This is a genomic window from Marinobacterium arenosum (genome assembly GCF_019795155.1).
GTDB classification, from domain to species: Bacteria; Pseudomonadota; Gammaproteobacteria; order Pseudomonadales; family Balneatricaceae; genus Marinobacterium_C; species Marinobacterium_C arenosum.
Genome location: NZ_JAILYN010000032.1, coordinates 1 through 13971, shown reverse-complemented (window position 1 = coordinate 13971; position 13971 = coordinate 1). Strand labels below are relative to the sequence as shown.

The 13971-nt window shown below is 61.8% G+C and carries 13 protein-coding genes; 3 read left to right on the top strand and 10 right to left on the bottom strand.

Translation table 11 applies throughout. The features are described 5' to 3' along the window. Positions 1-163 precede the first annotated feature (163 nt). Genes K6T12_RS14340 through K6T12_RS14330 form a run of 3 tightly spaced genes read right to left on the bottom strand, consistent with a single transcriptional unit; the run spans position 164 to position 1796 of the window. Positions 164-607 carry a PaaI family thioesterase gene (locus K6T12_RS14340; protein WP_222223561.1) on the bottom strand — a complete coding sequence of 148 codons (444 nt, stop codon included), beginning with the start codon at positions 605-607 and terminating at the stop codon, positions 164-166. Next, entirely contained in the window at positions 604-1086 is a 483-nt protein-coding gene (locus K6T12_RS14335) for a PaaI family thioesterase (protein ID WP_222223560.1), read from the bottom strand. Before K6T12_RS14335 ends, K6T12_RS14340 begins: the two co-directional genes overlap by 4 nt. Then, on the bottom strand, positions 1083-1796 hold the full coding sequence (locus K6T12_RS14330; RefSeq protein WP_222223559.1) for a DUF599 domain-containing protein: 714 nt from the start codon (positions 1794-1796) through the stop codon (positions 1083-1085). The genes K6T12_RS14335 and K6T12_RS14330 overlap by 4 nt, the downstream gene beginning before the upstream one ends. A 142-nt stretch (positions 1797-1938) precedes the next feature. Here K6T12_RS14330 and K6T12_RS14325 point away from each other — a divergent pair, with 142 nt between their 5' ends. After that, positions 1939-2796 (top strand): DMT family transporter, encoded by an 858-nt coding sequence (locus K6T12_RS14325; protein ID WP_255611742.1) that lies wholly within the window; start codon positions 1939-1941, stop codon positions 2794-2796. Positions 2797-2805: 9 nt separating this feature from the next. On the opposite strand, the gene K6T12_RS14320 is transcribed toward K6T12_RS14325, so the two are convergent. From K6T12_RS14320 to K6T12_RS14290, 7 genes are all read right to left on the bottom strand, one after another. Continuing rightward, complete coding sequence (locus K6T12_RS14320) at positions 2806-3654, bottom strand: Nmad3 family putative nucleotide modification protein (RefSeq protein WP_222223558.1); 849 nt, start codon at positions 3652-3654, stop codon at positions 2806-2808. A 321-nt stretch (positions 3655-3975) separates the two neighbouring features. Further along, complete coding sequence (locus K6T12_RS14315) at positions 3976-4287, bottom strand: cupin domain-containing protein (RefSeq protein ID WP_222223557.1); 312 nt, start codon at positions 4285-4287, stop codon at positions 3976-3978. A 119-nt stretch (positions 4288-4406) separates the two neighbouring features. Continuing rightward, the gene (locus tag K6T12_RS14310; protein WP_222223556.1) at positions 4407-5582 is read right to left on the bottom strand and encodes an MFS transporter; all 1176 of its coding nucleotides are present in this window, start codon (positions 5580-5582) and stop codon (positions 4407-4409) included. Then, positions 5582-6541, bottom strand: coding sequence for a GlxA family transcriptional regulator (locus K6T12_RS14305; protein ID WP_222223555.1), 960 nt, complete (start codon positions 6539-6541; stop codon positions 5582-5584). Before K6T12_RS14305 ends, K6T12_RS14310 begins: the two co-directional genes overlap by 1 nt. 224 nt (positions 6542-6765) lie before the next feature. Further along, positions 6766-7227 (bottom strand): REP-associated tyrosine transposase, encoded by a 462-nt coding sequence (locus K6T12_RS14300; protein ID WP_222223554.1) that lies wholly within the window; start codon positions 7225-7227, stop codon positions 6766-6768. A gap of 520 nt (positions 7228-7747) precedes the next feature. Then, complete coding sequence (gene ttcA / locus K6T12_RS14295) at positions 7748-8650, bottom strand: tRNA 2-thiocytidine(32) synthetase TtcA (protein WP_222223553.1); 903 nt, start codon at positions 8648-8650, stop codon at positions 7748-7750. Positions 8651-8840: 190 nt separating this feature from the next. Continuing rightward, the gene (locus K6T12_RS14290; protein WP_255611740.1) at positions 8841-9650 is read right to left on the bottom strand and encodes a hypothetical protein; all 810 of its coding nucleotides are present in this window, start codon (positions 9648-9650) and stop codon (positions 8841-8843) included. Between the two features lie 139 nt (positions 9651-9789). Between K6T12_RS14290 and K6T12_RS14285 the strand changes: the two genes are divergently transcribed. Together K6T12_RS14285 and K6T12_RS14280 are read left to right on the top strand one after the other, a co-directional pair. Beyond that, on the top strand, positions 9790-11208 hold the full coding sequence (locus tag K6T12_RS14285) for an aminotransferase (RefSeq protein ID WP_222223552.1): 1419 nt from the start codon (positions 9790-9792) through the stop codon (positions 11206-11208). A gap of 22 nt (positions 11209-11230) precedes the next feature. Then, positions 11231-12649 (top strand): aldehyde dehydrogenase family protein, encoded by a 1419-nt coding sequence (locus K6T12_RS14280; protein WP_222223551.1) that lies wholly within the window; start codon positions 11231-11233, stop codon positions 12647-12649. Positions 12650-13971 lie beyond the last annotated feature (1322 nt).

Genomic DNA, 13971 nt, shown 5'->3' with positions numbered 1-13971 from the left:
AGGTGATCAGTCCCTAACTCTGTCTGTGTTACTGGAAGCTTCGGAGCTGGCCGATCGTGGTGATCGGGCCAGATCCGCTGGGCTTCTATGTTTGGGTTAGCTGTTCACAGAGATGGGGACCGTCAGCGGGATTTCAAGAGCGCAAGCAAAATTCCTTTTCGAATCAACCGTTGCCGAGCAGGAAGTGGGCCCGGGCGGTGGCGATCGGTTCACGTTTGCGGCCCTGCCAGGCGGTCACCGAGCAGTTCGCCACCCGGCGGCCCTGGCGAGCCACTTCGCACATTGCGTAGGTGTCCTTGGCCAAGCCGGCGCGCATATAGTCGACCGAGAAATCGATGATCTTCGGCAGCGTTGGCGCCTGTTGCTGCAGCATCAGCTGAAACACCGCGGTCAGCTCCAGAAAGGAGGCGATCACCCCGCCATGCAGCGCCGGGATGGTCGGGTTGCCGATATTGTCGCCGTTGAACGGCAGCCGGAAGATCATCTCGTCACCGAGCCGCTCGCAGCGCACGCCGATGATGCGGGCATAGGGGATCAGGTCGATCAGCGGCTGGTACTCGCCCTGCTCGTGCGCCTGGCGCAAAACATCGTTCAAGGGTTCGGTCATGGTGCCTCTCCTTCGATCAGCGCCTTGAAATCCGGATCGGTATGGCCGGCGCCGGGCCGCATGAAGGTGGCGATGGCGTAAGCCACCGGTCGGTCGGTACGATCCTGCTGGTAGAGCGTGGCGCGGGTGAACAGCACGCTGTTGGTGACCCGGTAGCACTCGGCGTCGACCCGCAGCGGCTGGTCCTGGCGCGGTCGCGCCATATGGTCGATACGCAGGTCCAGCGTCGGGCAGAGCTCGAACGCCTCCAGCGCGCACAGAGTGGCGGCGCTGCTGGCGTGGTCCACCATGGTGGTCAGCACCCCGCCGTGCAGGTAGGTGTTTACCTCGCAGCTGTACAGCCGCTCCTGCACCGGCAGCTCGATGGTCACCCGGTAGGGCTGGGCGGCGACCACCCGCAGGCCGAGCAGCCGCATATGTGGCTGGGCGCTCAGGAAACGCTCGCAGCGGCCCTGCAGTTGTTCGTTGCTCAAGGTCATTGGCCATCACTCATCATCAGCGTCTTCAGGGTCGAAGACTTGAACTCACGGCGGTACAGCACGAACACCACGCCGAACGACAGTGCCATGAAGATCCAGGGGTTGATAAACCAGCCCAGCACCGCCATCGCGAAATAGTAGGTACGCAGGCCGATATTGAAGTTATTGGCCGCCATCGAGGTCATCTTGGCGATCCGGGCGGCGTGGGCCTGCAGCTCCTGCTCGGAGGGCTGCTCGGCCGGGGTCGGCGCGCCGCCGACCATCACCGATACGAAGCCGTACTGGCGCAGACTCCAGGTGAACTTGAAGAAGGCGTAGACGAACAACGCGATCAGCAGCAGGATCTTCAACTCCCACTCCTGGCGTGTCGCCGGATAGGCGAACGGGATATCGTCGATGATATTGATTGCTTGCTCGGTGGAGCCCAGCACGGTCATCAGGCCGGCCAGGATCAGCATGGTGGTGGAGGCGAAGAACGACACGCTGCGCTCCAGGTTGGCAATCACCGTGGCATCGGCGATCCGCATCTCGCGATCCAGCATGCGCCGCATCCACTCGGTCCGGTAGAGGTGCAGCACACTGGCCAGGCAGGTATGGCTGTAGCTCTGCTTGCGGGCGTAGTTCATATAGCCCTTGAAACAGAACAGGAACCAGACCAGCGCCAGCAAGTTGAGCCAGTTCGAAACCAGAAACGGGGTTAAGGCGTCCATCATTTTTTCCCGGCAGTGGCCAAGCCGAACGGATATAATCGCCGCGCCGGCGGGCCCACCACCGCTTACCCACCGGCAAAGGAACCTGTGAGCAAGTTCCTAAGCCATTGTAATACAAGGACAGGAAAGGACCGAGACAAAGTTGGAGCAACAGCAGAACCTGGCACTGGGCGTGACCCTGGCGCTGGCCACCGCGCTGGCGATGAGCGTCACCGCGGCCCTGATCAAGTACACCTCGGCGATGGTCAGCATCGAGATCATCGTCGTCGTCCAGTACGCCATCAGCCTGGCGGTGATGCTACCCTGGCTGTTTCGCAAGGGGCTCACGGCGATCCGCACCGAGCGGCCCTGGCTGCATCTGGTGCGCGGCCTGTCCGGCTGGGCCTGCTTCTACACCTACTACCTGGCGATCGAGCATATCCCGCTGGTCGATGCCGCCCTGCTACGTAACGCCGCGCCGCTGTGCGTGCCGCTCTGGCTGCTCTGCTGGCTCGGCATCCGGCTCTCCTGGCTGCGCTGGCTGCCACTGCTGGCCGGCTTCGCCGGCATCGCGCTGATCCTGCAGCCGGACGAGGGTAAACTGAGTTTCTGGCACCTGGTCGGTTTCGGCTCGGCGATCTCGCTGGCCGGCTCGATCGTCACCACCCGGGTACTGACCCGCAGCGAGCCGACCAACCGGATCCTGTTCTACTATTTCCTGATCTCCACTCTGGCAGCGTTGCCGCCGGCGTTGAGCCAGTGGCAGCCGATACCGACTGCCGCCTGGTTACCGATGCTGGCGATTGGGCTGTCGATCTGGCTGGTGATGTGGCTCTACACCCAGGCCTACCGCTTCGCCCGCGCCTCGGTGATCTCACCATTGAGTTACAGCGGAGTGGCCTTCACCGGTTTCTGGGGCTGGCTGTTCTGGGACCAGATACCCAACCTGCTGACCCTGCTCGGCATCCTGCTGGTGATCGGCGGCGGCATCGCCTCGATCATGCTGGCCGACCGCGACTGAGGCCGGCGCTCAGGACACTCCGTCGGCTAACCCCAGCGTAGCCAGCCAGGCCTGCACACCGCTCAGGTCATCGCTTTCGACCACGAACTCCTGGCCGCGATAGGCCGCCTGCAACTGCAAGCCATCATCACGGGCCTGCCAACGCCAGGGCTGGCGGTGGTAGCTCAGTACCCGGTGGCAGTTCTGCGGCGCGAAGCAGTCCGGCAGCCGCCAGGTGGAGCGGTTCTCGCCCGGCCAGGTCAGCCGATGTGACTCGCGTAATCGCTCGAACTGGCCGGCACCGGGCAGTTCGGTTGGACGGCCGAACAGACTCAATCGCTCGGTTGGCAGATAGAGGGTGTTAAACGGGTAGCGCTTGTTCAGATGCGGATGCCGGACCAACGCCGGGTAGCGCTGCGCCAGATTGCTGTCCACCGAACAGATCTCGCCGACCTGCAACCAGCCGTACAGCAGGTGCAGGTCCGGCGCGCCGCTGACGAAGCGCCATCTGCCACGGTAGCACTCCGCCTGGCGGAACCAGCCGAAGAACAGGAACAGATCGCCCTGCGCGACCCGCTCCTGCTCCAGATGGCGCTGGGCCGCACCGCTCTGGCCGAAGCTCGGCAGCCAACCGGCGGGACGCTCCAGCAGTGTCGGAACGAGGTCCGGGTCCAGGTGGCAGCCGCCGCGCCACTGCTTGCCGCCCAGCTGCTTGATCAGGCTGGACAGGGTCTGGCCCGCATGACGCAACTCGGAAAAGCGCACCGGCCCGTCCGCCTGCGGAATCGGCAGCGGCAGTAAGCGGCCATCCGGCAGGACCGGACTGGGGATGCCGCCGGCGCTGGAGTCGAAGCCTTTGCGGCTGAGGATGATTTTCATGAGGAAGTTAACAGTATACAGGTCGGAGTTAACAGCTTGAGGTCATCGATAATTGTTGCGGTAAAACCAAGATCGCGAGATTTTGTGCTTCGTAGCAGCCCGCTTGGTATGCCCCTTGGGTACCGAGGGCGACATCCTCGAACTAGGCCAACCCTGTCGCGGTCAGAGCCCGCTGCTACAGGGCTCTACGTTGTAGGAGGGACTTCAGCCGCGACCGGCATTACCCATCGATGCAGCAAGATCCGCCCCCTTGTAAGGACCGCTCGAAGACGGCCAGTTTACCTACCACGATCATGAACTCAAGGCGGGCAGATCTGCCCGCTATACACTCCCCTCTTTCTCCACCACCAACACCCGGGCCTCGCCCTGCGGGTGGGCGACATGCTCGGTGCCGGTCGAGGCGAAGAAGATATCGCCGCTCTCAAGCATCACCGACGTTTCGATGCCCGCCTGCCGGTAGCGCATCTCAACCCGGCCATCCAGCACTACAAATACCTCTTCGCCATCGTTGATATGCCATTGGTAGGGCTGGTCGGTCCAGTGCAGCCGGGTGGTGATGCCGTCCATATTGGCGATATCGAGGGCACCCCAGGCCCGTTCGGCGGTAAAGGCCTTGCCGTTGATTACTTTCATCAGTTTGCTCTTTTGGTATCAAGTAGTAGAACCGGTAGGTTGGGCTTCGCTACGCTCAGCGCCCACCTACGAAACTAGCCGGTAAAGTTCGTCCTGACTTATTAAGAAAAAGAAAAACGTTAAGCTGCGGCAGCATCCGCCTGGGGCTCGGCGCGGAACCACCAGATCACCGCCATCGCCCACAGCAGTACCGGTACCATCAGCACGTTCATCGTTGCCCAGCCGACACTGGACTCCAGCCAGCCGGTGCTCAACGCGGCCAGGGTGGTCATGCTGAACACCAGGAACTCGTTGGCCGCCTGGCTCTTGGCTTTCTCGGCCGGCCGGTAGCAGCGGGTCACCAGTTGGGTGGCACCGATAAACATGAAGTTCCAGCCCACGCCAAGCAGCAGCAGCGCCAGCATAAAGTGCCATTCGCTAGTGCCGTGCAGGTTGATCGCCGTGCAGAGCAGCATCAGCAACGCGCCCAGCTGCATCATCGGTCGCACACCGAAGCGGCCCAGCAGCCTGCCGGTAAAGAACGACGGCACGAACATCCCCAGCACGTGCCACTCGATCACCTGGGCGGCACTGCCGAAACTGTAGCCGCAGCGGGCCATCGCCAGCGGCGTGGCGGTCATCAACAGCACCATCACCGCGTAGCTGACCATGCCGGCCACCACCGCACTGATAAAGGCCGGCTGCGCCAGAATCTCCCGCATCGGCCGCTGACTGCCGGCCAACGCATCGGCCGGGGCGGGATTGAAGTGAATCCGGCTCAGCAGCACCAACGCCAGCACGTAGAGCCCCAGCAGCCCGGCGAAGGCGCCGATGAACGGCTGGGTGTCGAACCACTGCCGGCTGTAGACCGCCAGATTCGGCCCCAGCACCGCCGCCAATACGCCGCCGGCCATCACCAGCGAGATCGCCCGGCTGTGCTGTTCCGGCTCGCAGGCATCCACCGCCGCAAAGCGGTACAGGGTGCCGAAGCCGATACCGACACCGAGCAGTAGCGTGCCGACACTGAACAGCCAGAAACTGGCTTGCTGCAACGCCAGCAGGCAGACCAGGGCACCGGCGATACCGATGCTGTTGCCCAGGTAGAAGCCGTTGCGGCGGCCAATCCTGCCCATGATCAGCGAGGCGGGAATGGTCGCCGCCATCAGGCCGACAAACTGAAAAGCCACCGGCAGGGTGATCAGCGCCGCCGATGGCGCCAGCTCCCGGCCAATCAGCGCGTTGACCGCCACCAGCAGGATGTTGCCGGTGACCAGCAATGCCTGGCAAAGCGATAGTAGAATTACGTTCCTGTTCATCAAAATACTTCCTTGGCAAAACGTTTACGGTAGTCCGACGGGGTCACTCCCAGGCGGCGCAGAAACAGCCGCCGCAGGCTGTCGGCCGATGCCAGGCCGCACTGCTCGGCGATCACCTCCAGTCCCAGCCGGTGCTCTGCCAGCAGTTCGCGGGCCCGTTCGACACGCAGCTGCTCGATATACTCGACCGGGGTGCGGCCCAACTGCTGCTTGAACAGCCGTGCCAGGTGACGTGCGCTGACCGACGCGATCTCGGCCAGATCTGCCAGCGCCAGCGGTTGCTCCAGGGACTGGTGAATATGCTCGATCACCCGCTGCAACGGTCCCGGTACGCAACCGGGCAGTTCCTCGCGAGCACTGAACTGGGCCTGACCGCCGGGCCGGTGACGAAACACCACCAGCTCACGGGCAACTGCAGCCGCCAGCGCCGGGCCCCGGTCCTCCTCCAGCAGCGCCAGCGCCAGATCGATACCGGCGGTGACGCCGGCCGAGGTGTAGAGGTTCTGCTGTCGAATATAAAGCGCATCCATCTCCACCTCCAGCCGCGGATAGTCAGAGGCCAGCCGCTGGCAGCTACCCCAATGGGTAACCACCCGTTTGCCGTCCAGCAGGCCGGCTTCCGCCAGCAGGAAGGCGCCGGTACAGACCGATCCCAGCCGGCGCACCTGGCTGGCCTGGCCTCGAAGCCAGTCGATTAATATTGGGTTGTGAAGTTGCTGCCTGATGCCACTGCCGCCGGCCACCAGCAGGGTATCCAGCGGCGGGTTATCGTCCAGCGTCCAGTCGGCCAGCAGGTTCATACCGCTGTTGGTACGTAGCGGACCTGGCCGTTCGGCAATGATGCCGACCCGGTAGGCGGGCCGGTCAAGCTGCTGATTGGCGCTGGCGAACACCTGCAGCGGGCCGACCAGATCGAGCATCTGACAGCCGCTGAAACCCAGCGCGGCAATATGCTTCATCGGCACTCCGGTTATTCGTTATCAAAACCCGGTCAGTATGAAGCGGCGGCGGAATGTCCACAATGACCAGTTTCCGTCATATATGGACATATCAGGGAGGCACCTAGGCGAAAAAACGCCATTTTTTGAGCATGTTGTCGCCGCGAGGACGCGCCCCCACCAATCTTAGCCATAGGCACAGGCCGGTAGGAGGCGCGCCCCGCGGCGACTTTTTCAACGCCCAATCAGAGCCAAATCGCATCCCACAACGGATACTCTCGTACCGAGTTTACCAATCCGGCTCGTATGGGATTCATAACGATATAGCGGGCGATAGCCTGTAGATCCTCCTCTCGCCGCAATGCCCGGTCATGGAACCCATCTTGCCAGATCGGGCCATGCCGCTTGAGGTGTTTATTCATTCTGTGCGCAGAAACTGATTTAACCTGCTGCACGACCTTGGAAAGGGAAGCGTGGTCGCCCAGTTGCATCAGCCAGTGGAAGTGGTCCGGCATTACCACGAATGCCAAGGTTATTGTGTTGGATTCGGTGCACCGAAAGCAGTCAACCAACATTCGGCCATGGTAGAAATCTCGAAACCAAGAGACGCGATTCTTTGTAGTGGCGGTGACCAGATAGATTCTATTGGGTTCGGAATATCTTCCTTTACGCAAACACTGTGAGCCCGCTCTGACTGTCCTTGTCATTCGGAAAACTCCATTTTTTGAGCATGTTATCGCCGCGGGGCGCGCCTCCCACAAATCTTAGCCATTGGCACAGGCCGGTAGGAGGCGCGCCCCGCGGCGACTTTTTCAACGCCCAATCAGAGCCAAATCGCATCCCACAACGCATACTCTCGTACCGAGTTCACCAATCCGACTCGTATGGGATTCATGTCGAATTCTCGAAACCAAGGGGCACGATTTTCTGTGGTGGCGGTGATCAGATAGATTCGATTGGGCTCCGAATATCGTCCATATCGCAAACGTTTCGAGCCCGCTCTGACAGTCCTTGTCATTAGGGAAACTCCATTTTATGAGCATGTTATCGCCGCGGGGCGCGCCTCCCACAAATCTTAGCCATTGGCGCCGACCGGTAGGAGGCGCGCCCCGCGGCGATTTTTTCAACGCCCAATCAGAGTCTTGTAGGGTGGGCACGTTTTTTGTGCCCACGCGGGATTGTTCACCGGAAGGAGATGTTTCCCGCTAGTCCGCGAAGCACCAAAGATCAGAGCGCGAGAATATCGATCATCTGCGGCATCTTGTTGTCGTCCGGCTGTTCCGGGTCGACGATGCCGTGGGCGTAGCCCAGTTGCAGGTTCTTGAAGTCGAACAGCTGGGTGTCGGCCAGGTGGGACGGCACCACGTGCTGCAGCGAGCGGAACATGGTCTCGATCCGGCCCGGATGCTGTTTGTCCCAGCTCTGCAGCATCTCCTTGATGATCTGGCGCTGCAGGTTCTCCTGCGAACCGCACAGATTGCACGGGATGATCGGGAACTGCTTCAGTTCGGCGTATTCGGCGATATCCTTTTCGCGGGCGTAGGCCAGCGGACGGATCACCATGTTCTTGCCGTCGTCGGAGACCAGCTTCGGCGGCATCGACTTCAATTTGCCGCCGTAGAACATGTTCAGGAAGAAGGTTTCCAGGATATCGTCGCGGTGGTGGCCCAGGGCGATCTTGTTGGCGCCAATCTCTTCGGCGAAACCGTACAGGGTGCCGCGACGCAGCCGCGAGCAGAGTGCGCAGGTGGTCTTGCCCTCGGGCACCACTTCCTTGACCACCGAGTAGGTGTCGCGCTCGACGATATGGAAAGGCACGCCGATCGACGCCAGGTATTCCGGCAGCACGTGCTCCGGGAAGCCCGGCTGTTTCTGGTCCAGGTTGACCGCCACCAGCTCGAACTGGATCGGCGCGCTCTTCTGCAGGTTCATCAGGATGTCCAGCATGGCATAGGAGTCCTTGCCGCCGGACAGGCAGACCATCACCTTGTCGCCGTCCTCGATCATATTGAACGCCTCGATCGCCTGGCCCACCTCGCGGCGTAGCCGCTTCTGCAGCTTGTTCAGGCGGGTTTTCAGTTTCTTGGCTTCGGCGTCATTAGCCACAGGCTGGGCAACGGTATCGGTCATGGTCGGTTTGGATGAATGGTTGTTTCAGGAAGGCGCGAATTATACGCCAAGCCAACGGCAGCTGACTAACCCGATCTGCTCCCCGCCTTATTTATGGTTCATCGAGGAATGGCGGAAAGCATCTACATCCGGTGAACAAGCTTCGCGTGGGCACAAAAAACGTGCCCACCCTACAAAGCTTTGAGTCAGTCTACTGCCAAGCGATCTCCCGGGCGGTCTGCGGGCCGATCACTGCCTCGTCCAGGCTGCGCGGCATCAGCGCGATCCCCTCGGTCACCGGAATCCGGCCAGCCATGATCTCCGCCCGCTGCTGCGGCAGCCTTGGCTGGCGCGCCGGCTCGGCATAGCCCTGCGGGAAAGCCGGCAGATTGGTACTCAAGTCGTACTTGTCGCTGGCACCGAGCGTGTGCAGCAGTTCGTGGGCGGCGATGAAGTTGTTGCGTGGCTGGTAATCGATACTGGCGATGCCGTTGACCAGCCCGATCCGGCCGTCGCGCAACCCCATCGAGTGCGGCGGCAGTTGATCGTTGTGGTGGGAGTGGAATCGCATGAAGATGCGGATATCCGGCGTGCCCTCCGGCCAGTCGTCGTGGCGCCAGGCCCAGACGCGCATCCGCAGCCCCCACAGCGCCGCCTCCAGCCGGTTGGCATCCAACATCAGCTCCGGCGGCTGATCCTGCACTTCACCGGCCAGCCGCACCCGCACCGGACGGGTGACCGGCAACCGGTAACGCTCGCCCTGGCGGGCCAGGAAGTGCTCGATATCCTCGAAATGTTCATCGTCGAGGGCGGCGATGTACTGGCCGGTATCCCACTGCCGATCGGCGTTGATCGGGTAGATCACCACCCGCAACGGCGTCCGCCAATCGAGCTGCGGACTGGCCGACAACCAGAGGTTGCTCAGCGATACCAGCAGAATCAGGCCGATCAACAGCCAGCGGACCTTATGCATCTCCTCCCCCGCCCGTTCGCCCGGCCCCGCCACTCGCAGACCGGCCATCGATACTTACCGGTGTACTGCGGAACGCCGCAAATGGCAAATGCCCGCCTACCTATTCAGGGTATACCCGCAACAACGCCCGGCTCCTAGACTTGGCAACCAAGCTCAGAAAACAACATTAAAAGCCAGGAGCCCCCCGATGAGTTTCTTCGAAAACATCAGCAAGCCGACTTACGACGCCCAGGAGATCTGGCGCAAGGATCGAGACCACCACCTGCACCCCTGGCAGGTGTTCGACGTCTTTCGTGAAGAAGGTGCACTGCCGATCGTCGAGGGGCGTGGCAATTATATTTTCGATGCCAACGGCAAACGCTATTTCGATGCGGTCGGCGGCCTCTGGTGCAACAACATCGGCCTGGGCCGTAAAGAGATGGCCGAAACCATCGCCGAGCAGGCGTACCGGCTCTCCTACGCCAGCCCGTTCGTCGATCTGACCAACGCACCGGCCGCCGAACTGGCCGCCAAGCTGGCTGAACTGGCACCGGCTTCGCTGAACCATGTGTTCTTTACCTGCGGCGGTTCCACCGCGGTGGACACCGCGTTCCGGCTGATCCACTACTACCAGAACTGTCGCGGCAAGCATGACAAGAAGCATGTGATTTCACGGCTGAACGCCTACCACGGCACCACCTACGCGTCGATGTCGATCGGTGGCAAGCCGGGCGATCATCCGCCCGAGTTCGATTTTATCAGCGATACCATCCACCACCTGGGCTACCCGAACCACTACCGGGCCCCGGAGGGGATGAGCGAAGCCGAGTTCGTCGACAGCCTGGTGCAGGAATTTGAAGACAAGATCGCCGAGCTGGGCGGGCCGGACAAGGTCGCCGCGTTTTTCGCCGAACCGATCATGGGTGCCGGCGGGGTGATCGTGGCGCCGGACGGCTACCTGCAGCGGATGTACGAGGTCTGCAAAGAGAACGATATTCTCTATGTCTCCGACGAGGTGGTAACCGCGTTCGGACGACTGGGCCACTGGTTCGCCTCCGAAGAGGAGTTCGGCATCCAGCCGGATATCATCACCTGCGCCAAGGGGCTGACCTCCGGTTACCAGCCGTTGGGCGCGACGATCTTCTCCGACGAGATCTTCGCGGTACTGAACGCGCCGGACAGCGGCCGCTGCTTCGCGCACGGCTTCACCTACTCCGGTCATCCGGTGGCCTGCGCCGCGGCACTGAAGAATATCGAGATTCTGGAGCGCGAACAGCTGCTCGAGAACGTAAAAGAGGTTGGCCCCTACTTCGAGCAGCAGTTGAAGACGCTGGAAGACCTGCCGATCGTCGGCCAGGTGCGCGGCCGCAAGTTCATGATGTGCGTGGAATACGTGGCGGACAAGAACAGCAAGGCGCTGTTCCCAGAGGAGCTGGATATCGGCAAGCGGGTCTCCAACCAGGCCGATGCACGTGGCCTGATCACCCGCGCCATCGTGCACCTGAATGTGATGTCGCCGTCGCTGACGATGACCCGTGAGGATGTCGACTTTATCGTCGCCACCCTGCGCGAAAGCATCGAAGCCACCGTCGCCGAACTGCGTAACGAAGGCCTGCTGGCCGCTTAACTGGATTACCTGGAAATCTGCCATGAAGATTTACGACAAGCTTTATATCGACGGCCAGTGGACCACTGCCAACAGCACCGGCACCATCGAGGTGGTCAACCCGGCCACCGAACAGATCATCGCCCGTACCGCCAAGGCCGACGCCACCGATGTCGACCGCGCGGTACGCGCCGCCCGCCGCGCCTTCGCCGACTGGTCGCGCACCAGCAGCGAACAGCGGGCCGACTATATCAGCCGCCTGGCCGACGAACTGGAAAAGCGTTGCGACCAGATGGTACAGACCGTCACCGCCGAGATGGGCGCACCTTTGGGCTTCAGCCGCGAAGTGCAGGTGGAAGACCCGATCGACGCCCTGCGCAAGCACGCCGCTCGTTGCGCCCTGCTGGACGAAAGCCGCCAGGTCGGCAACGCCCAGGTAATCCGCGAGCCGGTCGGTGTCTGCGCCTTTATCAACCCGTGGAACTACCCGCTGCACCAGATGATCGGCAAGATCGCGCCGGCACTGGCGGCCGGCTGCACCATGGTGGTCAAACCGAGCGAGATCACCCCGCTGCACGCCTTCCTGCTGGCCGAAGCGGTCGATGCCGCAGGCCTGCCTGCCGGGGTATTCAACCTGGTCAACGGCGACGGTCCGGAAGTGGGCGAACCGATGTGCACCCACCCGGAAGTGGACATGGTGTCGTTCACCGGCTCCACCCGCGCCGGGGTACGGATCGCCCAGATGGCGGCCCCGACCATCAAACGGGTCTGCCAGGAGTTGGGCGGCAAGTCACCGTTCCTGATTTGCGAAGACGCCGATCTGGAAACCGCGGTCAAGCTGGGCGTCGACGACGTGATGCTGAACTCCGGCCAGACCTGCACCGCGCTGACCCGGATGCTGCTGCCGCAGAGCCGCTACGAGGAAGCGGTGGCGATCGCCAAAGAGTATGCCGAATCGCTGAAGGTCGGCGATCCGCTGGCTGAAGACACCTTCCTCGGTCCGATGGTCTCCAAGGCACAGCTGGAAACCGTGCGGCGCTACATCGGCATCGGCGTCGAAGAGGGTGCCCGACTGGTCACCGGCGGCCTGGAGCCCCCGGCCGGCCTGAACAAAGGCTACTACCAACGGCCGACGATCTTTGCCGACGTGAACAACCAGATGACCATCGCCCGCGAGGAGATCTTCGGCCCGGTACTGTGCATGATCCCCTACCGGGATGTCGCCGAAGCGGTCGAGATCGCCAACGACACGCCGTACGGCCTGTCCGCCCGCGTCTGGGCAGCCAACACCGACTACGCCAGCGCGCTGGCACGCCAGATCCGCGCCGGCCAGGTGTATATCAACGACGGCTTCTGGAACAACGAAGCGCCGTTCGGCGGCTACAAGCAGTCCGGCAACGGCCGAGAACTGGGCGACCACGGCGTCGAAGAATTCTTTGAAACCAAGGCACTGATCAGCTGAGAGACCTTTTGTTGTTGTGGGTACATCTCCGTAGAGTGCTTCTTGTCTGCACTGTGCCAAAAGACAAGTTTGGCGGGAGCCCTGCTCCCGCATTTTTAATTCCTTAGCTACCTGCCGCGCCCCTGCGTGGCAGGCAGCTGCCAAGCACGTCCAAGCGGCCCGCGTCCCAGGGCCTGGGCGCCTGTTTGCTCCGTCCGTCAATGGATGCTCTAGCAGCCTGTCGGGCTTGACCAATCGTCGCGAGGGAAAGCGGGATTGAGGCAGATTTTTCGAACGATTGAGGCGAATAGCGAGCTATTTAACGAGATCGTTCGGAAAAGATGAACAATATCCGTTTTCCGCACGACTGCATGGATGCAGGAGTTAGGGCGAAGCAGGAAGCCAGAGCCGAGTAGATTAGAGTCAGGTCCGGCAGGCTGCCAGCCAAATACCGTTGATACCGTTGTCACGGTTGGCCTTCTGCCCCACCCGGCAGACTTTCTTGGCGGGAGCCCTGCTCCCGCATTTTTTTCTTTTCTTTTATTATTTTTATTTTTATTTTTATTTTTATTTTTATTTTTATTTTATTAGGCTAAGTGAAATACGCGCTCTGGTCATGCGTTTCATCGCCCCTTTCCAGCACCCAAGTTGTTGAAGCGTTTCTGGCCGAACAGGCCCAGCCACGGCTGGATCCTACCCCCTATTCCACACCCCGTCGCCCGCAGAGCGGGCTGCTACCAAGCTCGGTTTCGTTGTAGGAGGGGGTTTATCCGCGACCGGCCCCTACCCCCGCTGCCACACCCAGTCGCCCTCAGAGCGGGCTGCTACCAGGCTCGGTTTCACTGTAGGAGGGGATTCATCCGCGACCGGCCCCTAACTCCGCTGCCACACCCCCTCGCCCTCGGAGCGGGCTGCTACCAAGCTCGGTTTCGTTGTAGGAGGGGATTTATCCGCGACCGGCCCCTACCCCCGCTGCCACACCCAGTCGCCCTCAGAGCGGGCTGCTACCAGGCTCGGTTTCACTGTAGGAGGGGATTTATCCGCGACCGGCCCCTACCCCCGCTGCCACACCCAGTCGCCCTCAGAGCGGGCTGCTACCAGGCTCGGTTTCACTGTAGGAGGGGATTCATCCGCGACCGGCCCCTACCCCCGCTGCCACACCCAGTCGCCCTCAGAGCGGGCTGCTACCAAGCTCGGTTTCACTGTAGGAGGGGATTCATCCGCGACCGGCCCCTACCCCCGCTGCCACACCCCGTCGCCCTCGGAGTGGGCTGCTACCAAGCTCGGTATCACTGTAGGAGGGGATTCATCCGCGACCGGATCCAAAAACCCGCTGCCACACC

Coding starts and splice junctions, on each gene's coding strand:
- K6T12_RS14340 (WP_222223561.1), bottom strand. CDS start 607: ATGACCGAACCCTTGAACGATGTTTTGCGCCAGGCGCACGAGCAGGGC.
- K6T12_RS14335 (WP_222223560.1), bottom strand. CDS start 1,086: ATGACCTTGAGCAACGAACAACTGCAGGGCCGCTGCGAGCGTTTCCTG.
- K6T12_RS14330 (WP_222223559.1), bottom strand. CDS start 1,796: ATGGACGCCTTAACCCCGTTTCTGGTTTCGAACTGGCTCAACTTGCTG.
- K6T12_RS14320 (WP_222223558.1), bottom strand. CDS start 3,654: ATGAAAATCATCCTCAGCCGCAAAGGCTTCGACTCCAGCGCCGGCGGC.
- K6T12_RS14315 (WP_222223557.1), bottom strand. CDS start 4,287: ATGAAAGTAATCAACGGCAAGGCCTTTACCGCCGAACGGGCCTGGGGT.
- K6T12_RS14310 (WP_222223556.1), bottom strand. CDS start 5,582: ATGAACAGGAACGTAATTCTACTATCGCTTTGCCAGGCATTGCTGGTC.
- K6T12_RS14305 (WP_222223555.1), bottom strand. CDS start 6,541: ATGAAGCATATTGCCGCGCTGGGTTTCAGCGGCTGTCAGATGCTCGAT.
- K6T12_RS14300 (WP_222223554.1), bottom strand. CDS start 7,227: ATGACAAGGACAGTCAGAGCGGGCTCACAGTGTTTGCGTAAAGGAAGA.
- ttcA (WP_222223553.1), bottom strand. CDS start 8,650: ATGACCGATACCGTTGCCCAGCCTGTGGCTAATGACGCCGAAGCCAAG.
- K6T12_RS14290 (WP_255611740.1), bottom strand. CDS start 9,650: ATGGCCGGTCTGCGAGTGGCGGGGCCGGGCGAACGGGCGGGGGAGGAG.
- K6T12_RS14285 (WP_222223552.1), top strand. CDS start 9,790: ATGAGTTTCTTCGAAAACATCAGCAAGCCGACTTACGACGCCCAGGAG.
- K6T12_RS14280 (WP_222223551.1), top strand. CDS start 11,231: ATGAAGATTTACGACAAGCTTTATATCGACGGCCAGTGGACCACTGCC.